This is a genomic window from Actinomyces bowdenii (assembly GCF_017592395.1).
Taxonomy (GTDB): Bacteria; Actinomycetota; Actinomycetes; order Actinomycetales; family Actinomycetaceae; genus Actinomyces; species Actinomyces bowdenii.
The window spans coordinates 52221-74999 of sequence record NZ_JAGFOU010000003.1 but is presented as its reverse complement, the minus strand read 5'-3'; the positions used below and the strand labels follow the sequence as shown (position 1 = coordinate 74999).

At 71.2% G+C, this 22779-nt stretch carries 17 protein-coding genes; 9 read left to right on the top strand and 8 right to left on the bottom strand.

Annotated elements, in window-relative coordinates:
* Nucleotides 1-14: 14 nt before the first annotated feature.
* The 4 genes from ftsY to ndk all read right to left on the bottom strand — a co-directional run bounded on the left by ftsY (nt 15) and on the right by ndk (nt 6333).
* On the bottom strand, nt 15-1301 hold the full coding sequence (gene ftsY / locus J5X07_RS02145; RefSeq protein ID WP_208478509.1) for a signal recognition particle-docking protein FtsY: 1287 nt from the start codon (nt 1299-1301) through the stop codon (nt 15-17).
* 169 nt (nt 1302-1470) lie between these two features.
* The gene (locus J5X07_RS02140; RefSeq protein WP_341769375.1) at nt 1471-1848 is read right to left on the bottom strand and encodes a hypothetical protein; all 378 of its coding nucleotides are present in this window, start codon (nt 1846-1848) and stop codon (nt 1471-1473) included.
* 284 nt (nt 1849-2132) lie between these two features.
* A complete protein-coding gene (gene smc, locus J5X07_RS02135; protein ID WP_208478508.1) occupies nt 2133-5825 on the bottom strand; it encodes a chromosome segregation protein SMC in 3693 nt (1230 codons plus the stop codon).
* 70 nt (nt 5826-5895) lie between these two features.
* Nucleotides 5896-6333 carry a nucleoside-diphosphate kinase gene (gene ndk, locus J5X07_RS02130; RefSeq protein WP_208478507.1) on the bottom strand — a complete coding sequence of 146 codons (438 nt, stop codon included), beginning with the start codon at nt 6331-6333 and terminating at the stop codon, nt 5896-5898.
* Between the two features lie 273 nt (nt 6334-6606).
* Between ndk and J5X07_RS02125 the strand changes: the two genes are divergently transcribed.
* Complete coding sequence (locus tag J5X07_RS02125) at nt 6607-7371, top strand: UTRA domain-containing protein (protein ID WP_243896327.1); 765 nt, start codon at nt 6607-6609, stop codon at nt 7369-7371.
* 83 nt (nt 7372-7454) lie between these two features.
* On the opposite strand, the gene J5X07_RS02120 is transcribed toward J5X07_RS02125, so the two are convergent.
* The 3 genes from J5X07_RS02120 to J5X07_RS02110 all read right to left on the bottom strand — a co-directional run bounded on the left by J5X07_RS02120 (nt 7455) and on the right by J5X07_RS02110 (nt 13397).
* On the bottom strand, nt 7455-9521 hold the full coding sequence (locus tag J5X07_RS02120) for a PTS sugar transporter subunit IIABC (RefSeq protein ID WP_208478506.1): 2067 nt from the start codon (nt 9519-9521) through the stop codon (nt 7455-7457).
* 92 nt (nt 9522-9613) lie between these two features.
* On the bottom strand, nt 9614-11284 hold the full coding sequence (gene treC / locus J5X07_RS02115) for an alpha,alpha-phosphotrehalase (RefSeq protein ID WP_208478505.1): 1671 nt from the start codon (nt 11282-11284) through the stop codon (nt 9614-9616).
* A gap of 235 nt (nt 11285-11519) precedes the next feature.
* Nucleotides 11520-13397 carry a bifunctional folylpolyglutamate synthase/dihydrofolate synthase gene (locus J5X07_RS02110; protein WP_208478504.1) on the bottom strand — a complete coding sequence of 626 codons (1878 nt, stop codon included), beginning with the start codon at nt 13395-13397 and terminating at the stop codon, nt 11520-11522.
* A gap of 516 nt (nt 13398-13913) precedes the next feature.
* Between J5X07_RS02110 and J5X07_RS02105 the strand changes: the two genes are divergently transcribed.
* Both J5X07_RS02105 and J5X07_RS02100 read left to right on the top strand, forming a co-directional pair.
* Nucleotides 13914-14522, top strand: a complete 609-nt coding sequence (locus tag J5X07_RS02105; RefSeq protein ID WP_124933289.1) for a methylated-DNA--[protein]-cysteine S-methyltransferase — start codon at nt 13914-13916, stop codon at nt 14520-14522.
* A gap of 187 nt (nt 14523-14709) precedes the next feature.
* Nucleotides 14710-15462, top strand: coding sequence for an HAD-IIA family hydrolase (locus J5X07_RS02100; protein WP_124933368.1), 753 nt, complete (start codon nt 14710-14712; stop codon nt 15460-15462).
* 190 nt (nt 15463-15652) lie between these two features.
* Here J5X07_RS02100 and J5X07_RS02095 read toward each other — a convergent pair whose 3' ends face one another.
* Nucleotides 15653-15862 (bottom strand): hypothetical protein, encoded by a 210-nt coding sequence (locus tag J5X07_RS02095; protein WP_124933288.1) that lies wholly within the window; start codon nt 15860-15862, stop codon nt 15653-15655.
* Nucleotides 15863-16590: 728 nt separating this feature from the next.
* Here J5X07_RS02095 and J5X07_RS02090 point away from each other — a divergent pair.
* From J5X07_RS02090 to J5X07_RS02065, 6 genes are all read left to right on the top strand, one after another.
* Nucleotides 16591-17319, top strand: a complete 729-nt coding sequence (locus tag J5X07_RS02090) for a sugar transferase (RefSeq protein ID WP_124933287.1) — start codon at nt 16591-16593, stop codon at nt 17317-17319.
* Entirely contained in the window at nt 17316-18074 is a 759-nt protein-coding gene (locus J5X07_RS02085; RefSeq protein WP_208478503.1) for a glycosyltransferase family 2 protein, read from the top strand. Before J5X07_RS02090 ends, J5X07_RS02085 begins: the two co-directional genes overlap by 4 nt.
* An 81-nt stretch (nt 18075-18155) precedes the next feature.
* Complete coding sequence (locus J5X07_RS02080) at nt 18156-19208, top strand: glycosyltransferase (protein ID WP_208478502.1); 1053 nt, start codon at nt 18156-18158, stop codon at nt 19206-19208.
* Nucleotides 19209-19217: 9 nt separating this feature from the next.
* Nucleotides 19218-20324: an EpsG family protein gene (locus J5X07_RS02075; protein WP_124933285.1), complete on the top strand. Its 1107-nt coding sequence runs from the start codon at nt 19218-19220 to the stop codon at nt 20322-20324.
* A 64-nt stretch (nt 20325-20388) separates the two neighbouring features.
* Nucleotides 20389-21372: a polysaccharide pyruvyl transferase family protein gene (locus J5X07_RS02070; protein ID WP_124933284.1), complete on the top strand. Its 984-nt coding sequence runs from the start codon at nt 20389-20391 to the stop codon at nt 21370-21372.
* Nucleotides 21359-22774 carry a lipopolysaccharide biosynthesis protein gene (locus J5X07_RS02065; RefSeq protein WP_124933283.1) on the top strand — a complete coding sequence of 472 codons (1416 nt, stop codon included), beginning with the start codon at nt 21359-21361 and terminating at the stop codon, nt 22772-22774. The genes J5X07_RS02070 and J5X07_RS02065 overlap by 14 nt, the downstream gene beginning before the upstream one ends.
* Nucleotides 22775-22779: the final 5 nt, after the last annotated feature.

Genomic DNA, 22779 nt, shown 5'->3' with positions numbered 1-22779 from the left:
ATCGGGTCAGGGGCTCAGCCCAGGAGGGCGTCGACGAAGGCCTCGGGGTCGAAGGGTGCCAGGTCGTCGGCGCCCTCGCCCAGGCCGACGAGCTTGACGGGCACGCCCAGCTCCTTCTGCACGGTGACGACGATGCCGCCCTTGGCGGTGCCGTCGAGCTTGGTCAGCACGATGCCGGTGATGCCCACGGCCTCGGAGAAGACCTGGGCCTGGCGCATCCCGTTCTGGCCGGTGGTGGCGTCCAGGACCAGGAGGACCTCGCCGACGGGGGCGACCTTCTCCATGACGCGCTTGATCTTGCCCAGCTCGTCCATGAGCCCCGCCTTGTTCTGCAGGCGCCCGGCGGTGTCCACCACGACGACGTCGGCCCCCTGGTCGGCGGCCTGGCGCACGGCGTCGAAGGCCACCGAGGCCGGGTCGGCGCCCTCGCGCTCGGAGCGCACGACCTCCACGCCCACGCGCTCGCCCCAGGTGGTCAGCTGCTCGGCGGCGGCGGCGCGGAAGGTGTCAGCGGCGCCCAGGACGACGGTCCGGTCCTGGGCCACCAGGACGCGGGCGAGCTTGCCGCAGGTGGTGGTCTTGCCGGTGCCGTTGACCCCGACCATGAGGATGGCGGCGGCCGGGCCGCCCGGGGCGGGGCCCGCCGCCGCGGCGCCCTCGGCGGCCCCGGCCTCACCGGGGGCCTGATCGCCCTCAGCCTCCTGCGCATCGGCACCGCTGCCGACGGCGCCGGCCTCAGGGGCGCCCGCGTCCTCCTGGGCCGGAGCGCCGGGGCGCTCCAGGTTCAAGGAGCGGTCCAGGGAGGGGTCGACCAGGGCGAGCAGCTCGGCGCGCAGCACCTCGCGCACCGCCTGCGGGTCGGAGGTGTCGAGCACCTTGGCCTGGGTGCGCAGCTCGTCCATGAGCGCGGTGGTGACCTCGATGCCCAGGTCGGAGGTCAGCAGGGTGTCCTCGATCTCCTCCCAGTCGGTCTCGGACAGGTCCCCGCGCGAGAGCACCGAGAGGATCGCCTTGCCGAAGCCGCCGGAGCCCGCCAGGCGGGCGCGCAGGCGCTGCATGCGCCCGGGGATGGACTCGGGCCGCTCCAGGGTGGCGGCGGGGGCCTGCGCCGGCTCCTCGGTCGGCGGCTCGCCCTCGGCGGGCTCGCCCTCGGGCGGGAAGAGGTCGTCGAGCCTGGTGGGCTTGTGGGCGCTGACCTCCTCGGGGACCTGGCCTCCGCGCCTGCGGCCCACGAAGAGCCACAGGCCTCCTACCAGGGCGAGGACGGCCAGGACAACGGCAACGATGAGGATCGGCTCCATGGCCTCATCATGCACGATCCCCGCGGGTGCGGGCAGGGTGTTGACCGGGGCTGCCCCAGATGTTCACTGAGAGGGGCGCCACGCCCCTGCGGCGGGCCGCAGCGCCCATGGGGTGCCTCATGCCGGGCCTGCGCGGCCGGGCGGGCGGGGCCGGATGGAGGTGGCGGGCTCAGCCCTCGATCGGCCTGGAGTGCTGGGGGACCTGGGCCTTGGCGCGCCGGGCCGCCTGGCGGCGCGCCTCCAGCTCCTGGGCCTTGATGCCGGCGGTCTCCTTGGCCTTCTCGGCGGTGTCCAGGGCGCGATCGACCACGGAGACCAGCCCCTCGAAGGAGTCGGTGCGCGTGTAGGCGGACGGGCCCTCGCGGGTCATGAGATCGGACAGGCGCACCTCCTGGGGCACGACCTCCACGGGCTCCTCCTCCTGGCGCGCATCCTGAACGAGATGGCGGATGCGGGCGGGCCAGGTGGAGATCGGATATCGATCGGCGACGACGAGACCCAGGACTATGAGCCCCGCCACCAGGACGACGGCAAGCGGAATGATCATGGCACCCATAGGAGGGATTGTGCCCTGGCTTCACCCAAAACCCAAGCCTTACGCACAGATGTCGGATGACAAACAACCTCTCCTGATAAATGCCTGAGCCCCAGTCATGATCGCCCTGGGAGCGCCTCGTCATCCACCAGCATTCCAATACCTCGCCCACAGGGTTCGCCCAGTTTGCGCCGTGTCAAGGACAACGGCGCGCCAGCAGCCCGAGGCCCGCGGCCCCGTCCGCCCGGCGGATGCCCGCCACCAGCGGGACCGGGCCGGCGGGCCGGGCCCGGCGCTCACCGGCGGGCCAGCCGCTGGGAGACGGCCTTGGTGATGCCCTCGCGCATGGTGATGCCGTACAGGGCGTCGGCCACCTCCATGGTGCGCTTCTGGTGGGTGATGATGATGAGCTGGCTGGAGGCTCGCAGCTCGGTGAAGATCTCCAGCAGGCGCCCCAGATTCGTGTCGTCCAGGGCCGCCTCGACCTCATCCATGACGTAGAAGGGCGAGGGGCGGGCCTTGAAGATCGCCACCAGCAGGGCCACCGCCGCCAGGGATCGCTCCCCGCCGCTGAGCAGCGAGAGCCGCTTGACCCTCTTGCCGGCCGGCCGCGCCTCGATATCGACGCCGGTGGTGAGCATGTCCTGGGGGTCGGTGAGCACCAGGCGCCCCTGCCCCCCGGGGAAGAGCCTGTCGAAGACGCCGGCGAACTCCCTGGCGGTGTCCTGGAAGGCCAGGGCGAAGGCCTCCTGGACGCGGGCATCGACCTCCTCGATGATGCTCAGCAGGTCATCGCGGGAGCGCTTGAGATCGGCCAGCTGCTCGGCGAGGAACTGGTGGCGCTGCTCCAGGGCGGCATGCTCCTCCAGCGCCAGGGGGTTGACCCGCCCCAGCCTGGCCAGATCCCGTGTGGCCCTGGCCAGGCGCTTCTCCTGCTCGGCTCGCACATAGGGCCTGCCCGCCCCGGGGGCCCCCTCCGGCCCCGCCCGCCGCGCGCCCCCGCGGCCGCCGTGCCGCCGCCCGGCATCCGGCGGCTCGGCGGCCTGCGGCCCGTCATCGTGGGGCTCCACGGCATCGGGCACCGGCATGTGAGGCCCGTACTCCTCCACCAGCGCCTCGAGCTCCACGCCGAGCTCGCCCATGGCGCGCTCGGCCAGCGCCTCCAGGCGCATGCGCTGCTCGGCCCTCGCCACCTCCTCGCGGTGGGCGGCATCGGTGAGCGCGGCCAGCTCCTTGACCAGGGCATCGATCTCCTCGTGGGCCCGGCTGGTCTCCGCCGCCACCCGGGCGCGCTCGTCCTGGGCGGCGCGGCGCTCAGCGGCGGCCTGGTGGGCGCTGTCACCGGCCACTCGAGCCGCGGCGCGGGCCCGGTCGCGCACCTGCGCGGCCACCTCCACCTGGGCGGCCCGCCGGGCCGCGGCCCGCTCGGCCTCCAAGCGCTGCTCGCGCTCGCGGCGGGCCGAGGCCCGCAGGGACTCGGCCCGGCCCCGGCGGGAGCGCTCGCGCTCCTCGGCGGTGCGCAGGGCCAGGCGGGCCTCGGTCTCCTGGGACCTGGCCCGCCTGGCGGCCGCGAGGGCCTCCTGGCGGGCCTGGCCCGCCTCCTCCAGGGCGCCATCGGCCTGCCGGCCGGCCCCGCCCTGCGGGTCCTCGATCTCGGCCAGGGCGGTGGTGGCCGCGGCCAGCTCGGCGGTGCGCGTGGCGGCCTCGTCCTGAGCGCGCTCCAGGACGTGCCGGGCGCGCTCGGCCTCCTCGCCGGCGGCGTGGGCCGCGGAGGCCAGGCGGGCGATGGCCTGGGCGGCGCGGGCGGCCTCGGCGTCGGCCCGGCGCAGGGCGCTCAGTGCCTCGCCCAGCCGCTGGCGGGCGGCCTCCTCGGCCTCCCGGGCCTGCGCCAGCGCAGCATCGGCCCGGGCCTCGGCGCGGACCGCGGCCTGCGCCTGGGCCTGGGCCTCCTCATGCGCGGCGGCCAGCTCCAGGACGGAGGAGGCCCCCCGGCCCGCGCCCACCACCCACCCGGGGGCCAGAACGTCCCCGTCGCGGGTGGCCACGATGTCGCTCGGCTCGTGCTCGCGCAGGGCCCGGGCGGCCTCCATGTCCTCAACCGCCCAAGCGCCCGCCAGCAGGTGGGCGAGCACCCGGACCAGGCCCGGCCGGGAAGCGCTGACCAGCCCGGCGGCCGGGCGGGCCCCCGGGACCGGGGGCTCACCGGAGCGCACCCGGGGCGCCGGCGGCAGCTGGGCGTCGGCCAGGACCAGGCCCACCCCTCCCATGTCCTGGTCCCGCGATCGCTCCAGGGCGGCGTAGGCACTGGTGGTGTCCTGGACCAGTCCCGCCCCCGCCAGATCGCGCAGGAGGGCGGCCACGGCATTCTCCCAGCCGCGCTCGACCTCGATGTGCTCGGCCAGGGGCCCCAGCACTCCGCCGACTCCTGCCTCCAGGAGCGCCCCGGTGCCGTCCTGGCCGCGCAGTGACAGGGCCAGGGTGTCGCGGCGGGCGGTCCAGGTGGCCACCTCAGCGGCGGCCTCCCGGCGGGCGTCGGTGGCCTGGGAGACGGCCTGGCGGGCGCGGGCCACCTCCGCGGCGGCCCGATCGGAGGCAAGGCCCGTGGAGGTGCGGCCCCCGCTCTCGGCACCTTCCCCGGGCCCCTGCTCGGCCGGTCTCCCGGCGCCCTCCCCGGACTGGTCGCGCTGGGCCCGGGCCAGATCGGCCTCGGCGCGGGCCTGGCGCCCCTGGGCGGAGTCCAGGGAGGCGCGGGCATGGTCCAGGGCCGCCTGGGAGGCCTCATGCCTGCTGCGGGCCGAGGCCAGGCGGCCCCCGGCGCGGGCCAGGGCCTCGCGGTGCTCGGCCTGCCGGCGCTGGAGGGCGGCCAGGCGCTGCTCGGCGCGCGCCTCAGCGGCCTCGGCCTCGCCGCGCTGGCGCGAGGCCTCCTCCAGCGCGATTCCGGCGGCCTCGACGGCCCGGGACAGGTCGGCCTCCTCCTGGGCCGCCTCCTGGGCCCGGCGCTCGAGCTCGGCGGGATCGGGCCCGCGCGGCGGGGCGGTGGCGGATGCCAGCAGGCGCACCCGCTCGGCGGCGACCTGCTCCAGGGCCGCCAGGGACTGCGCGGCGCCGGTGAGGTCCTCCCACACCTCGGCGGCCCGGGACAGGCGCCGGGCGCAGGCGGCCTCCTCCTGGGCCAGGCCCTCCAGGCGGGCGCGGGCCCGGTCCTGGGCCTGCTGGGCGTCGGCGCGGCGGCGCTCCCGCACGGCGGAGTCCTCCTGCCCGGCCTCCAGGAGGGACTGCGCCTGGACGACGTCGTCGGCCAGCAGGCGGGCCGAGGCGTCGCGGACCTCGATCTGGATGGTGCGGGCGCGCCGGGCCACGGCCGCCTGGCGGGCCAGGGGGCCGAGCTGGCGGCGCAGCTCCTGGGCCAGGTCGGCCACGCGGGCCAGGTCGGCCCCCATGGCCTCCAGCTTGCGCAGGGCCCGCTCCTTGCGCTTGCGGTGCTTGAGGACCCCGGCGGCCTCCTCGATGAAGCCGCGGCGGTCCTCAGGCGTGGCGCTCAGGACGGCGTCGAGCCGTCCCTGGCCCACGATGGAGTGCATCTGGCGGCCCAGGCCGGTGTCGGACAGCAACTCCCGGACATCCAGGAGGCGGCACTGGGTGCCGTTGATGTGGTACTCGCTGCCGCCCCCGCGGAAGAGGGTGCGCGAGATGGTGACCTCGGTGTAGTCGATGGGCAGGGCGCCATCGGTGTTGTCGATGGTGAGGCTGACCTCGGCGCGCCCCAGGGCGGGCCGCGAGCCCGCCCCGGCGAAGATGACGTCGGCCATGGACCCGCCGCGCAGGTTCTTGGCCCCCTGCTCCCCCATCACCCAGGTCAGGGCGTCGACCACATTGGACTTGCCCGAGCCGTTGGGGCCCACCACGGCGGTGATGCCCGGCTCCAGGCGGAGGGTGGTTGACGAGGCGAAGGACTTGAATCCCTTGATCGTCAACGTCTTGAGGTGCACGGGCCCACCATAGCTGGCGGTGCTGGGCCCGGCGCGCAGCCGCGGGGACCGGCCCGGCGATCGCCGGGGGTCAGCCGGCGAGCTCGGGGAACCAGATGGCGATCTCGCGGGCGGCGGAGTCCTCGGAGTCCGAGCCGTGGACGAGGTTCTGGATGGCACTGGTGCCCCAGTCGCGCCCCAGGTCGCCCCGGATGGTGCCGGGCGCGGCGGTGGTGGGGTCGGTGGGGCCCATGAGGGAGCGCACGCCCTCCACGACGCGCTGGCCCTCGGCCACGGCCGCGACGACGGGCCCGGAGGTCATGTACTCCACGATGCCGGGGTAGAAGGGCTTGTCCGCGTGCTCGGCGTAGTGCTCGGCCAGGATCCCGGGGGTGGGCGTGACGGTCCTGAGCGCGGTGAGGCTGTAGCCCTTGTCCTCGATGCGGCGCAGGATCTCGCCGACGAGCCGGCGCTCGACGGCGTCGGGCTTGATGAGGATGAGGATGCGGCCGGCGGTGGGCTGGGGCATGGGGGATGTCCTTTCGGCGTCAGTGGCCCTCCGGGCCCGGGAGGGGGCCGCCCGGCCATGGGTGGCGGGCGCAGGCCATGGTGCTCACGGGACCGCCACCGGCGCAAGTGCGGGCCCGCGGCAGCGCCGGTCGCGCGCGGGCCCGGGAGGGGGCCGCGCGAGGATCCGGGTCGGTCCCGGCCCCGGGTGCCGCTCGTGTCGGTGCCTCCGGGGACCGCCCGTGGCACCATACTTGTGCGCACAACCGCAGTGCCTGTCCGGCACACCCGCAGCATGCAGCAGGAGGAGCCCTCGGTGGCCCAGGCCAAGTACGACCAGATATTCCAGGATCTTCACGAGCGCATCACCTCGGGCTATTACGGCTTCCTGGAGTTCCTCCCCTCGGAGAACGCCCTGGCCCAGGAGTTCGACTGCACGCGCAACACCGTACGCAAGGCCATCGCCCTGCTGGTGGCCCAGGGCCTGGTCCAGACCATGCAGGGCCGGGGCGTGCAGGTCATCCACCGCCCCCGCCCGGCCTCGACCTTCACCATCGGGGGCATCGAGTCCATGAGCGAGGCCGCCTCCCGCCTGAACATCGAGCTGTCCACCCACATGATCTCCCTGGAGCGCACCACGGTGGACCCCGACCTCGCCGCCGCCAGCGGCCTGGCCCAGGGGGCCCCCATCACCGTCGTCGAGCGCCTGCGGCTCATCGGCAACGTCCCCCTCATCCGGGACCGCAGCTGCTTCCTGACCGAGATGGTGCCGGGCCTGTCCCAGCAGATCGTGGAGGCCTCGGTCTACCGCTACATCGAGGGCGAGCTGGGGATCCGGGTGGCCACGGCCAGTCGCGAGGTGAGCGTGGGCCTCGCCAGCCCCCAGGACCGCCAGTTCCTCCACCTGGGGGGCATGGACTGCGTGGTGGTGGTGGCCTCCACCGTCTTCGACTCCACGGGCACGCCCTTCGAGTACACCCGCTCGCGCCACTCCCCCGTGGATTTCACCTTCCAGGCCACCGCCCACCGCCTGCCCCGCCAGCCGATCACCGGCATGTGAGTGCGCCGGCACCCCACGGGGGGTGCCGGCGCACTGACATGGCACTCACATGGCGCTCGGAAGAGCCGAGGCGGCTGAGGGCACTACTTGGCGACCGGCTCGCGGTTGCCCAGGCGGACCTTCTTGACATCCCGGCCCGCGTCGAAGTCGGCGAGCTTGAAGCCGAAGAAGTAGGTGGCCAGGAAGGAGACCACCAGGGCCGCGGCCGAGGCGATCCAGAAGCCGGTGAAGCCGGCGTCGATGCCCTCGGGGTTGACGAAGGAGGGGAAGCCCACGAAGCCGCCGGTGAAGCCGTACATGTTGACGTTCAGCAAGCCGGTGAGCAGGCCGCCCACGGCCCCGCCGGTGGATGCGGTCAGGAAGATCCGCCCGTACTTGAGGTTGAGGCCGTACATGGCCGGCTCGGTCACCCCGCAGAAGGCGGAGATGGTGGCCGTGCCCGCCATGCCGCGGATCTTGGCCTTATTGACCTTGGCCCACACGGCCAGGGCGCCGCCGCCCTGGGCGATCATGGTGGCCGAGACGATGGCGTTGAGGTGGGAGCTGCCGGTGGCGGCCAGCTCCGAGGAGATGAGCGGGATGACCGCCCAGTGCAGGCCGAAGATGACCAGGCACTGGTAGAAGCCCCCGATGAGCAGGCCCGCAATGGCGTAGTTGAAGGACAGCACCGCGTTGATCAGGGCGGCGATGCCACCGGAGATGAACATGACGATGGGGCCGAAGACCAGCAGGATGAGGGCCGAGACCACGAAGATCTCGATCAGCGGCATGAAGATGGAGCGCACGACGGCGGGGATCATCCGCTTGAGCACGGGCTCGATCTTGGAGGCCAGCCAGGCGGCCACGATGATGGGGAAGATCGAGTAGGCGTAGGCATTGCCCTCGGGAAGGGACACCGGGATGCCGAAGAAGTCGGCGTTGAACACGGTGCGGCCCACGCGGGCCACCACGTGGTAGCCCTCGGACTCGGGGTTGGACATCTCCACCACCGAGGGGTAGGCCAGCACACCGCCGATGATGGCCACGACGATGGGGTCGGAGCCCAGGCGCCGCGCGGCGGTGAAGCCCACGATGATGGGCAGGAAGAAGAACATCGAGGAGCTCATCGCGTCGATGAACCGGTAGGTGTCGGAGTCGGGGACGACGACCTGGAACTGGGTGAGGAGGGCCAGGATCCCCTTGAGGATGCCGGAGGCGGCCAGCATGCCGACCACGGGGATCATGGAGCCGGTGATGACCCCGATGAGGGAGGAGAAGCCGAGCTTGACCCATCCCCACGGCGTCGAGGGCCGCTCGACGACCTCCACGGCCTCCTCGGCGCCGCCGGCGCCCACCCCGGGCAGCTGGGCGACGATGGCCTCGTAGACGTCGACGACCTCGGGGCCGATGACCACCTGGTACTGGCCCCCGGACTTGACCACGTCGATGACGCCGTCGAGGTCCGCCACGCCGGCGTCGTCGGCCACGGACTCGTCCTTGAGGTAGAAGCGCACGCGGGTGATGCAGTGGATGACGGAGCGGACGTTGTCGGGCCCGCCGATGCCGGCGATGATGTCGGCGGCGGTGGCGTCGAAGCCGGTCAGCCCATCGGTGCGCTCGCCGGATCCGGCCGCCTCCACGGCGGCCCCGGCGGGGGCGGCGGCCGGGGCGGGCTCCTGGCCCTTGAGGGTGGCGGTGGCGATGGCCTCGCCGGCCTGGATGGGGCCGGTGGTGACCTCCAGGGACCCCAGGTGGGTCATGGTGTTGGTCAGCACCACGATGGCGGTGGTCTCCTTGCCCGCCTCGCGCACAGCCGCCAGGTCCATGGTGCCCAGGGGCTGGCCGGCCGTGACGGTGTCGCCGAGGGCCACCTCCAGGGAGAAGGGCTTGCCCTCCAGCTCGACGGTGTCCACGCCCAGGTGCAGGAGGACCTCCAGGCCGTTGTCGGTCTTGAGCCCGACGGCGTGGCCGGTGCCGGCCACCATGGTCACCTCCGCCCGGACCGGGGAGAGCACCTGGGTGCTGGCGGCGCCGGCCTCGGGCTCGACGCCGAGCCCGTCGCCGACGGCCTTGGAGGAGAAGACGGGATCGGGGACGTCGCCCAGGTCGAGGACCGTTCCCGTGACCGGGGAGACGATCTGGACCTGGCGGTCCGCAGCGGGTTGTGACATGAGGGTTCCTCTCGGAGCGCGGTGGAATGCGGTGGAAGCAAGGGGTCGTCGGTACGGGGGTCGGGGCGCGGGACCGAGAGGGCCCGTGCCGCCTAGGAGATGAGGGCCAGGGCCTCGTAGGGGCGCAGGGTCACGGTCCCACCATCGCCCTGGGCCAGGGGCTCGGCCCCGCGGTCCTCGTAGTTGGCGATGAGGGTCCGCACCCGCTGGGCCTCCAGGCCCTCGGGCAGCTCGACAGCCGCCTCGTGGCCCCGGAAGTTGCACATGACGAGCAGGCGGGTGCCGTCCAGCTCGCGGGTGTAGGCCAGGACATCGGGGTGGTCCGCGGCGTGCGGGGCGTAATGGCCCCGGGAGATCACGGGGTTCTCCTTGCGCAGGGCGATGAGGCGCCGGTAGTAGGGCAGGATCCGGCCCTCCCGCTCCTCCTTGGCCACGTTGATGGACCGCTGGTTGGTGGGGCGCAGCCAGGGCGTCCCGGAGGTGAAGCCGGCACCGGGGTCCTCCTCGGTCCACTGCATGGGGGTGCGGGCGTTGTCCCGCGCCTTGGCGTGGACGATGGCGAAGGCCTCCTGGGGGTCCATGCCGCCGGAGGTCAGCTCCTCATAGGCGTTGCGGGCCTCGACGTCGACGTAGTCCTCGATGCCCAGATAGGCGGGATCGGTCATGCCGATCTCCTCGCCCATGTAGACATAGGGGGTGCCGCGCAGCAGGTGGATGGCGGTGGCCAGCATGGTGGCGGACTCGGCGTGGTGGTGCTCGGGGTCGGCGAAGCGGTCGATGGCCCGGGGCTGGTCGTGGTTGTTCCAGAACAGGGCGTTCCAGCCGCCGCCGGCCTGCATGCCCGTGGCCCACTGGTCGAGGATGCGCTTGAGGGCGGCCAGGTCGTAGGGCATGCGCGTCCACTTGGCGCCGCCCGCGTAGTCGACCTTGAGGTGGTGGAAGCTGAAGACCATGCTCAGCTCGCGGTTGTCGGGGTTGGAGTAGCCCACGCAGGCCTCGACGCTGGTGGAGGACATCTCCCCCACGGTCACAGCGTCGGGGTCCTGGCCGAAGCTGGAGGCGGCCAGCTCGCGCAGGTAGTCGTGGACGAGCGGCCCATCGGTGTACATGGCGCGGTCATCGGTGCCGGCGGGGGCGTCGCGCAGCACCTCGTCCTTGCCGATGAGATTGATGACGTCGAAGCGGAAGCCGTGCACCCCCTTGGCCCGCCAGAAGTTGACCACACGGGCGGCCTCGGCGCGCACCGCGGGGTTGCGCCAGTTGAGATCGGCCTGGGTGGTGTCGAACAGGTGCAGGTAGTACAGCCCGGTCTCCCCGAACGGCGCCCACGCCGGGCCCCCGAACTTCGAGACCCAGTTGGTGGGCAGGGAGCCGTCCTCCTTGGGCGGCCGCAGGATGTAGTAGTCCTGGTAGGCGGGGTCTCCGGCCAGGGCGCGCTGGAACCACTCGTGCTCGGTGGAGGTGTGGTTGAGCACCATGTCGAGCATGACGCCGACGCCGCGCCGGGCCAGGGCCTCGACCATCTCCTCGAAGTCCTCCATGGTGCCCATGGCCGGGTCGATGGCGCAGTAGTCGGACACGTCGTAGCCGTTGTCATTGCCCGGTGAGGGGAAGAAGGGGTTGAGCCAGACCATGTCCACCCCCAGGGAGGCGATGTAGTCGGCCTTCTCGATGATCCCCCGCAGATCACCGACCCCGTTGCCCGTGGTGTCGCGGAAGGACTTGGGATAGATCTGGTAGACGACCTTGTCGTGGAAGGACATGGGGCTGCTCTCCTGGGGAAGGCTGATGGCCCGGGGCGGGCACCCGCGCGGACCACTTGTGCGCACAAGTATGCACTTGTGCGCACAAGCCAGGAAGGGTTACATCCTATGACCCGCGACACATCCCTTCGTGGCGCAACCCGCTCCTGGAATCACCACCGGGCCGTGCACCCGATGGGCCCTCTGGGCGCACGGCCCGGCACTGGGTCCGACCCGCGCCTGCGACACCAGCGCCTCAGGCGCGCCCGAACAGGGCCCGGGCCTGCGCCGCCAGGATCACCGAGCCCACGATGAGCACCCCCGAGGCCGTCAGCGGCGCATCGAAGCCCTCGGACAGCGAGACCGCCCGCTCCACCCCCTCGCTCAGGGTCTCGGCGACCACGACGCGCTCGGCCCCGTAGACCTCCCGGGCGACCTCGGCCAGATCGGCGGCCTCCATGGCCCGCGGGGTGTCGATGGGCACGCAGACCACGGCGTCGGTCACCGGCTCCAGACCCGCCAGGATCCCCTCGACGTCCTTGTCGGCCATGGCCCCCACCACCGCCACCAGGTGGCGGAGCCCGAAGACCTCCTCCACCGCCGCCACCAGCGCCTCGACGCCATGGGGGTTGTGGGCGGCGTCGACCAGCACCGAGGGGGAGGAGCGCAGCACCTCCAGGCGCCCCGGACTGGTGACCGAGGCGAACCCGTCCTCCACGACGCGCGCGGGCAGGGCGCCGCCCCCGAAGACCGCCTCACTGGCCGCCAGCGCCAGCAGGGCGTTATGGGCCTGGTACTGCCCGTGCAGGGGCACGAAGACATCCTCATAGACCGCCGCGGGCGTGCGCAGCGTGACGAGCTGGCCGCCGACGGCGATCTGCCGCTCCCCCACCTCCAGGACTCCCGCCCCTGGCTCGCCCGGATCCTCCTGGGGGTCGATCTCACGCCACTCCACCACGCGGCGGGCGGCCACGGCGGCATCGATCTGCGCACGCACCACCGGCTCCTGGTGGGCGGTGATCAGCGTCCCGCCATCCTTGATGATGCCGGCCTTCTCCGCGGCGATCTCGGTCAGCGAGGAGCCCAGCCAGCGCTCATGATCCCGCCCCACAGGCGTGATGACGGCGACATCGGCGGGGATGACATTGGTGGCGTCCCACCGCCCGCCCATGCCCACCTCGATGATGGCCACATCCACCGGGTGGTCGGCGAAGGCCGCCAGCGCCATGACCGTGAGCACCTCGAAGAAGGACAGGCGCGGCCCTCCGGCGGCCTGGGAGCGCTCATCGACCATCTCGATGTAAGGGGCCACGTCCTCCCAGGCGGCGATGAAGCCCTCGGGGCTGATCGGCTCGCCGTCCAGGGCGATGCGCTCGCGGATCGAGGCCAGATGGGGAGAGGTGAAGCGGCCGGTGCGCATGCCGGTGGCCGCCAGGAGCCGCTCGACCATACGGGCCGTGGAGGTCTTGCCATTGGTGCCGGTGATGTGGACGGTGCGGTAGGTGCGCTCGGGGTTGCCCAGGATGTCCAGGACCATCTCCACGCGCTCCAGGGAGGGCTGGACCTGGTGCTCGGGGGCGCGGGCCAGGATCTGGGCCTCGATCCGGCGCATGCGCTCACCGGTCTCAATGGCCCGGGCGGCGGTACGGAGGTCCTCCAGGTGGGCCTCCTCCTCACTGAGGGATCCCCGTCCGTCCAGCCCGGTGGGGATGTCGGGCAGCTGGGGCTCCCAGGACTCCCAGTCATCGCCGTCATCGGCATCCGCCTGGGCCAGGAGCTCCTCGAGGCGGTCCAGGTCCCCGCCGGGGATGAGGTTGGCCGCCACCAGGGCGCTCAGCGCCTCGCGGTCCTCCTGCTCCTGGGCCTCGGCGGCGGCCTGGGCCTCCAGCCCCTCCCGCTCGGCCTCGGCCAGGGACAGCCCGCCCACCAGGGCCGAGCCGTCGGTGCGGCCCGCGGCCTCCAGGTAGGGCAGGAGCTCGGGGTCGATGCCCTCCTCCCCCCCGGCGCCCGGCGCGCCGACGGCCTGCCCGAAGACGGCGTCGACGACCTCCTCACCGCTGGCCCCCTCGGGGATGCCGAAGGCCGCTCCCGGGTGGCCGGCCCCGCCCTCGGACCGGTTCTTCTCATCACTCATCGCGGCATCCTCCATCTGCGCTCCTGCCTGAGCCCGTGCACACTACCGCACCCCGGCGCCCCGCCCCCGGAGCGCACCGGCTCCCGCTCGGGGCGGCCCTGCCGGCACCGGGCCCTCATCCCCGCCCGGGCCCTCCTCAGGAGACCGGGAAGACGGGCTGCGCAGGATCTGCCATCCGCCCCAGCTGCCCCGCTTGCTGCACATCTTCAAGAATCGACCGACTGGTCGACCCGCATGATTCCGCGGCACCTCCAGCTCAAGACCCGCCTGGGGGCGCTGAAGATGTGCAGCGGCGCCCGCGTTGCACATCTTCAGCCCGTCCCGGTCGAGCAGATCCGCGGAATCCTGCGGGAAGGCCGAGGCTGGCAGGTGGATCGGTGCCTGAAGATGTGCAACGGCGCTCCGGCACCGTCCGCCCTGGGGCGACAGGCTTGCGCAGCGGCCGCCGACCTGGGAGCGTCGGAGGGCCGAGCGGCTCACCAGGCTCGCCGCGGCGCCGCGCACAGGGGGGACGACATGCACTACTACAGCCACTACCACTCGCCTCTGGGGCCCATGACGATGGCCAGCGACGGCAAGCACCTGACCGGCCTGTGGTTCGACGGGCAGAAGCACGATCGCGCCACCCTCGACGAGCAGGCAGTGCAGGAGGAGGACCTGCCGATATTCCAGGAGACCCGCCAGTGGCTGGACGCCTACTTCGGCGGTCCGGCCGGAGGCCCGCAGCCGTCCCCGCAGCAGTCCTCGCGACCCTCCACTGCCCCGCTCACCGCCCCGGCCCTGGCCGTGGACGGATCGCCGTTCAGGAGGATGGTCCTGGAGATCCTGCGCTCCATCCCCTCAGGCCAGACGATGACCTATGCCCAGATCGCCGCGCAAGTGGCCCAGCGCACCGGGCGGGAGCGGGTGGCGGCCCAGGCCGTGGGCGGCGCGGTGGGGCGCAACCCGATCTCGCTCATCATCCCCTGCCACCGGGTGGTGGGCTCCAGTGGGAACCTGACCGGCTACGCCTCGGGCGTCGATCACAAGCGGCGCCTGCTGGAGATGGAGGGGGCCGACCTGAGTAGCATGTTCATGCCCGGCCAGCCCCCGCCCCGCCGGGCCCGGGCGGAGTCGGGGCCATGACCCGCAGGCCCCTGCGGCGCCCCGCCGCCACGGCCCGGGGCTGCCTACAGTGGGAGCCACACGCAGCCCAGATCGATCCGGCCGTCCAGGAGCCCCTGGCCGGCCGCCCGCCCTTGAGGAGGATCCCGTGCTCGAAGCGCCCCTGCCCCTGAGTGAGCTACCACCCGTAACCGCCTGGCTGTCCGACATGGACGGCGTCCTGGTCAAGGAGAACCGGGCCCTGCCCGGCGCCCAGCAGTTCCTTGACACCCTCAAGCGCAAGGAGATGCCCTTCCTGGTGCTGACGAACAACTCGATCTTCACCAACCGCGACCTCTCGGCCCGCCTGGCCCGCTCGGGGCTGGCCGTGCCCGAGGAGCGCATCTGGACCTCGGCCAATGCCACCGCCGCATTCCTGGCCCAGCAGTCCCCGCAGTCCACGGCCTTCGTCATCGGGGAGGCGGGCCTGACCACCGCCCTGCACGCGGCGGGCTACATCATGACCGATCAGGACCCCGAGTACGTCGTGCTGGGCGAGACCCGCTCCTACGACTTCTCCACCCTGGCCAAGGCGATCCGCCTCATCGAGGCGGGCGCCAAGTTCGTGGCCACCAACCCCGATGTCACCGGCCCCTCCGATGAGGGAGCGCTGCCGGCCACCGGCTCTATCGCCGCCATGATCCAGGCGGCCACCGGCCGGGCCCCCTACTTCATCGGCAAGCCGAACCCGGTGATGATCCGCGCCGGGCTCAACCGCATCGGGGCGCACTCCGAGGCCGCCGCCATGGTGGGCGACCGCATGGACACCGACATCCAGGCCGGCATCGAGGCCGGCCTGCGCACCCACCTGGTCCTGTCGGGCTCCACGCGCCTGGAGCAGATCGAGACCTTCCCCTTCCGCCCCTTCGGCATCCACGAGGGTGTCGGCGAGCTCATCGAGCTGGTCGAGGCCGAGCGCTGAGGGGGCCGGGCGCCCGGACCCTCACAGGTGGCGGTCCGGGCGCCCCTTCCCTGGGAGGCCGTGACCGGAGTGGGTGATCAGTGAGGGCCTCCGGCAGGATGCGGGCGGCCGCCCGCCTCACCCGACAGGGGCCTTCGGGCGGCCCCACCGGCCGCAGTCGCTGGGCACCGGGCAGGACCGGGGCGGATGCTCATTGCCTGTGGTCGAAGGCCGTTCCCAGCGCTATCCCTGAAGCCACGCATGACCCGGTCCACAGGATGCTGTCGGTGAGCATGAACAGCAGGAGCCCCACCGTGCAGCCCACCGAGATGCCGACGGCCAGGCCGGTGCCGGTCGATGATCCCCCGCCCCGGCCCTCAGGGCTCTTGGCGCTCCGCGGGTCTGGTCCGTCCTGTGCCATGCGGTCAGTCTAGACGCCCGGCCAGCACCTCAGCGCCCGCGACCCGGGCCGGCACCCCCGCCTCCGACCACCGGCGGCCGCCGCAGGCGCGGCTTGTGCGAGGCGGAAGGAATGATCGGCGCAATATTGTCTCGGATCGAGAAACCTCCCGATCATCCCTCATGATCCGCACAAGAGAAGGGGATGAGTTTTGTCTGCGAAGCCCGACTCCCCACCCGCCCCGATAGTCTGACTCCTGCTTCGGGCTCCTGGGTCGAGATTATTCTTGTAGTGAGCCCACAAGGAGGGGAGGCGTTCTTTGATGGATTTTCCGGGGCGCTGGGAAGTGATGCCGCGGGGCTGACTCCGGGACAGCGGAGGCGCTGTTCCCGAAGTGTTATGCTCGTATTGTTCACAGGGGCTCTCGCGTGATTCATCGGGCGCCCCTGGTGACACTTCGCCGGTGACTCCGAGTGCCATGCGCCAGGAAAGCGGTGGCGACCTGCCTCGTCAGAGCGCCCCATGCGCTCCGCGCCTGTGCTGCGCGCGCTCATTCACCACCCCCTTCCCATATCCCATAGCGACAGGTGCAGCATGACCATGCGACCGCTGAGATCCATCCTTGATGATCCCCATACTCCTCGATGCCCCGGCGCTGAGCGCCCTGCGCCTCTGGGCGCCCCGGTCAGGCGGTGCCCACTGGGCGGTGCCCGACCATTGGGCACGGCCCCCCGGAAGGGGGCGGGCGGATGAGGGTGCCCCCATGGGAGGACCTGCCCTCCGATATGCGGACCGAGGCGGTGCGCCCGTACTACGAGGCGCTGGCGATGCGGGGCCCGGAGCTGGTGCTCAAGCGCGTCCTGGACGTTCTGGGGGCCGGAGTCCTCATGATCGCCCTGGGCTGGTTGTTCCTCATCCTGGCAGTGGTCATCAAGCTCGACTCCCCCGGGCCGGTGTTCTTCAGGCAGCGCCGGGTCACCCGGCTCGGCGGGGAGTTCCGGATCTTCAAGTTCCGGACCATGGCCCATCGATCAGGTCCCACGGGAGCCCGGGTCACAGTGGGCGATGACCCTCGGGTGACCAGGGTCGGCGCTTTCATGCGCCGGTACCGGCTCGATGAGATCGGCCAGCTCATCGACGTCCTGCGGGGCACCATGACCTTCGTCGGGACCCGGCCGGAGATTCCCGAGTACGTGCGCCGGTACACCCCGGAGATGAGGGCCACCCTGCTGCTGCCGGCAGGAGTGACCTCGACGGCGAGCATTCATTTCAAGGACGAGGCCCAGCGGCTGTCCGGGGTCCACGATGTGGATCATGTGTATGTGACTGAGGTGCTGCCGGCCAAGATGGCGCTCAATCTGGATGATGTGCGCCGGTTCACCATCGTCCGCGACCTGCGGATCGCGTGCGAGACGGTGCGCGCGGTCCTCATGCGCGGTGAGGATCAGCGGCAGGCAGTGATGAGAGGGGGCCGATGATGCACGGGACAGGACTGGTGTCCATCATCATGCCGGCATACAACTCCGCCGATTTCATCGAGGAGACCATCAGGTCGGTGCAGGCTCAGACCTACCCGCACTGGGAGCTGCTCGTCGTCGACGACTGCTCCACCGATGCCACCCGGGAGGTGGTCGAGGCCCTCGCCCACAGCGACGCGCGCATCAGGTACGAGCGCCTGGAGCGCAACAGCGGTGCCGCTGTGGCCCGCAACCGGGCCATGGCCATGGCCCGGGGCTCCTACATGGCCTTCCTGGACTCCGATGACCTGTGGCACCCCGAGAAGCTCGAGCGGCAGACGCGGTTCATGAGCACCCGGGGCGTCCGCTTCTGCTGCACCTCCTACGAGCAGGTCGACGAGCAGGGCGCCCCAACGGGAAAGGTGATTCGCAGCCCGAGGAGGATCGGCTACAACCGCCTCCTCCTGGACTGCCCTGTCGGCAACTCCACAGTCATGTATGACGTGTCGCAGATGGGCAAGTTCGAGGTCCCCGATATCAGGAAGCGCAATGACGATGCCCTCTGGCTTCGCATGCTCCGCCGGGAGCGGTACATCTGGGGGATGCCCGATGTTCTCATGAGCTACCGCCTTCGCGGCGGCTCCATCTCGGCGAACAAGCTCAGCCTGGTGAAGTACCACTGGAGGCTCTACCGGGAGATTGAACGCCTGAGCATCATCAGGTCGGCCTTCCACCTGACCGTCTGGGGCCTCATCAAGGTCATGCGGGTGAAGTAGGCGGGAAGGCATGCAGCAAGGTAAGGTGGGCATGTGCGGATTCTCCATATCAACTCCTCCCTCGCGCGGCGCTCAGGGGTCATGAGCGTTGTCATGAACTACTTCCGCCATATCGATCCCTCCCGGGCGGTCTTCGACTTCTTCAGCTACCGCCCGGACCCTCCGGACAACTATCAGGAGGAGATCGAGCGGCGCGGAGGCCGATGCCACGCCGTCAATGGGGGGAAGAACATCCTTGCGATCCGCTCCGCGCTCAGGCGGCTCCTGCGCGAGAACGGGGGGATCTACCGCATCGCCCACCTCCATGACCCCGCGCTGGCGCGATTCCTCTACCCGGTCCTGCGCGCCAATGGCGTGGAGACGGTGCTCGTGCACTCCCACGCCACCGCCTACTCCGACACCAGGCTGGGAAGGCTGAGGAACCGCCTGTCCTGCCGCGGCATCGAACGGCACGCCGACATGCGCCTCGCCTGCTCGGCCGCCGCAGGGGAGTTCCTCTTCGGCGCCGGGGCCTTCGATGTCGTGCCCAACGCCATCGATCTCGATGTCTTCCGATTCAACCCCTGCGCCCGCGCTGAGAAGAGGGCCGAGCTGGGGCTTGACGGGGCCACGGTCATCGGCCACGTGGGCCGTTTCAACGCCCAGAAGAACCACCACTTCCTCGTCTCCGTCTTCGATGAGCTGCGCCGCCGGCAGGACAGCGCCATCCTGCTGCTCATCGGGACCGGGCCTCTGCAGGACTCGGTCAGGAGCCTGGTGGGGCAGCGCGGACTGGAGGACCGCGTGCGCTTCCTGGGCCAGCGCAACGACACCCCCGAGCTCTACCAGGCGATGGACCTCATGCTCCTGCCCTCGCTGTTCGAGGGGCTGCCGATGGTGGGCGTCGAGGCCCAGTGCTCCGGGCTGCCCATGGTCTGCGCGGACACGGTCTCCAGGGAGATCGCCATCGGGCGGTGCGTCTTCCTCCCCCTGGAGAGCCCGGCCCACCACTGGGCCCAGGAGATCGGTCGGGTCCTGGCGGCAGGCGGCGGCCCGCGGGAGGAGGGGGCAGAGCAGGCCCGCCGCAGCGGCTTCGATGTGTCGATGGAGGCCGAGAGGCTGCTGCGGCGCTACGAGTCCCTGGTGGGGAGATGAGCAGCGGCCATGTGGCTCCACTTCCTCGCCCTTGGCGCACTGCTGCTCAGCGCGGCACTCCCGGGGGGCCCCGAGGGCCGGGAGGCGCGCAAGCCGGCCGCGCCCCTCGTCGTGCCCTGCCTCCTCTTCGGTGCCATGGCGGCTCTTCGCGCCCCCACGGTGGGCAACGACACGATCGAGTACCACCGGGTCTTCAAGGAGATCGTGCGCACCCACAGCCTTCCCGAGGCGCTGGCCCTGAGCCGGTTCGAGAGCGGTTACGTGGCGCTCAACTACGCCCTCAGCCGGGTGACCGACAACTTCAACATCCTCCTTCTGATCATCGCCGCCTGCTACCTGGCCTCCGTGGCCCTGTTCATCCACAGATACGCCAGATCGAACTCGCTGGCGGTTCTGCTGGCCTTCGGTATGTCGGTGTTCTACGACTTCATGATCACCGCCAGGCAGGGCCTGGCCGTCGCCCTCTTCCTCCTGGCGGTGCCCGCCCTCCTGGAGCGCCGGGCACTGAGGTACATCCTGCTGATCATCCTGGCCTCCCAGTTCCACGCGATGGCCATCGTCATGCTCCTGGCCTACCCCCTCCCCGCGATCAGGCTGGACCGCTTCGGGGGCTGGCTGAGGCTGGGGGCCGTCGTCGTGGTCGCCATGTGCGGCCTGAGCTGGCTGCTCGTGGAGGCCGCCGGGCTGTCCGGCTACTACGGGCACTACCTGACCTCGGAGTATGCCGAGGGCGGTGTCAGGACCGCCACGATCATGGGCGCGGCCGTCAGGCTGCTCATGATCGCCGTCGCCGTGCCCTGCGGGTGGAACGCCGCCATCAGGCAGGACTCCACGGGCACCACCGGGGGGCTGCTGGCACTGGCCGGCGCGGACCTGGGGATCGTGCTGGTATCACTGGGATTCAATCTGGTGGACCGCTTCGAGATGTACCTGACGCTGCCCTTCGTCGTCGGGCTGACGAATGTCATCGCGCGCGGGCGCGGGCCGGTCAACGCGGCCGCCTCCTTCTACGCAGTCCTCCTGGCCGTCGCCCATATGACGGTCATCCTCCTGTACCGGCCGGGCTGGTCCCATATCTTCCCCTATCAAACGGTTTTTCAAGGAGGGCCGTGGTAGTGCGCCCACCGTATTCGTCGCAACGGACACAGGGTCTTTCAGATAGAAAAGCAAGGAGTGCATGATGAAGCGGGTACTGCTTCTTGACACATCAGTCGGTTCCTTGAACATGGGCGATGAGATCATCAACCGTTCGATCCGGGCTAACTGGCCCGAGCTGTTCTCCAGCAACTATGTCATGCGGATGGCCTCCCACACCCCGATGCACACGCCTCTCCAGTACGCCCTTTACCGCAGAAAGCTCGATACCTTCAAGCGGGCCGATATCAAGCTCCTGTGCGGGACGAACGCCCTCTACACCAATATGCTCCGGCCCCTGCCCACCTGGAACATCAACTACATCAATTGCGGGATGGCCGCGGGCACAGTCTGCCTGGGGGTCGGCGTCGGGGCCAACAGCGCGACGGTGAACCTGTACACCCGGGCGCTGTACCGCAAGGTGCTGGCACGCGACGTGGTGCACAGCGTGCGGGACGAGCGGACCAGGATGCTCCTGGAGGACCTGGGCCTGAAGGCCTGGAACACCGGCTGCCCGACCCTGTGGGGACTGTCCCCGGAGCACTGCGCCCGCATCCCCCGGGACAGGAGTGAGGAGGTGGTCTTCACTCTGACCTCCTATCACCCCGACGCCGCCCGCGACCGCGCGATGATCTCCATCCTGCGCGAGCACTACTCCGCCCTCCACTTCTGGCCCCAGTGCATCGATGACCTCGCCTACCTCCACTCCCTGGGGCAGTCCCAGGGAGTGAAGGTGGTGGCCCCCAGCGTCAGCGCCTTCGGCGCGGTGCTGGACACGGGCGTGGACTACGTGGGCAACCGGCTCCACGGGGGCATCTTCGCGCTCCAGCGCGGGTGCCGGGCGATCATCATCTCCATCGACTACCGGGCGCGGGAGATGGGCAAGGACTACTCCTTGAGGCTCGTCGAGCGCGATGCCATCGACACCGATCTGGCACCCGTCATCGAGGGCAGCTGGGCCACCGCGGTCAACGGCCTGGACTTCGACCGGATCAGGCGGTGGAAGGCCCAGTTCGATGTCGGGCAGTAGGGGGGGCCGCGCCTCGGCGCTCATCGGCAACACCGTGGTCTTCGCCCTGGGGAGCCTGGCGGTCAAGGCCGTCTCCCTGGCGCTCATGCCGCTCTACACCAGCGCGCTGACGGCCTCCCAGTACGGTCTGGCCGAGCTCCTCAGCAGCGGCATCGAGATCGCCCTGCCGCTGCTGTCCCTGGGAGTCATCGAGGCTCTGTACCGTTTCGCCATCGATGACGACGTCGACAAGCGGGCCCTGCTCACCAGCTCACTGGTGCTGCTGGGTGGCGCCGTGGCGGTGGCCGCAGCGCTGTCGGCGCTGGCGCACCTGCTGTGGCACTACGAGCACGCCGGCGCCGTCCTCGCGCTGTTCGCCACCACCAGCCTGTACAAGGGGACCACCCAGCTGGCCAGGGGGCTGGGGCACGTCAGGCGCTTCGTCGCCTACGGCCTGCTCAACGCCCTGGTCCTGGTCCTGGCCTCCTATGCGCTGCTGCGCGGTGCCGGCGCCGGAGTCGAGGGCTACCTGTGGTCCTACTCGATCGGCTACCTGTCCGCGGGCGCCATCGCCTTCCTCGTCTCGCGCGAGTACCGCCTCCTGGTGCCCCTGCGGCCCGACGGCGCCCTCATGCGCCGCATGCTCGCCTACAGCCTGCCCCTGGTCCCCAACCTGCTCTCCTGGTGGATCGTCAGCGTCTCAGGGCGCTACGTCGTCCTGTGGGGCAGTGGCCTGGCCGCCGCCGGGCTGTTCTCCGCGGCGGGCAAGATGCCCTCGCTGATCAACATCATCACCTCGGTCTTCCAGCAGGCCTGGCAGTACACCACCGCGCGCGAGATCGGATCGGCCGGCAGCGGCGCCTTCTTCGGCCGTGTGCTGCGCGGCTACGCCCTGCTGACCCTGTCCATGGCCGGGGCCGTCATCGCCTTGAACCGCGTTTTCTCCCGGATCCTGCTCCAGGCGGAGTTCCAGGAGGCCTGGCGCTACGTGCCACTGCTCATGCTCGCGGCGACCTTCGGCATCATGTCGACCTTCTTCGGGACCTTCTACCAGGCTCTGCTGGACAGCCGCATGCTCATGGTCTCGACCATGCTGGGGGCACTGGTCAACCTGCTGCTGGGCATGATCCTGGTCGTGATCATCGGCCCCTGGGGCGCGGGGGTGGCGGCCGTGCTGTCCTACCTCATCGTGCTGATCGTGCGCGTGCGCGGCATCGCCTCGCGCATCGACATGCCGATCCCCTACGGCAGGATCTCCTACCAGCTCGTCCTCCTGAGCCTCATGGCGGTATGCACCTCCGTCGACGGCGGACCATGGCTGGGGGTCGTGGTGTGGGGCTGCCTGGCGCTGCTGCTGGCCAGCGATCCCGGGGCCCTCCGGCTGGTGGCGGCCCGGGGGCGTGCGGCTGTGCGCGGGCGGTGAGGCGC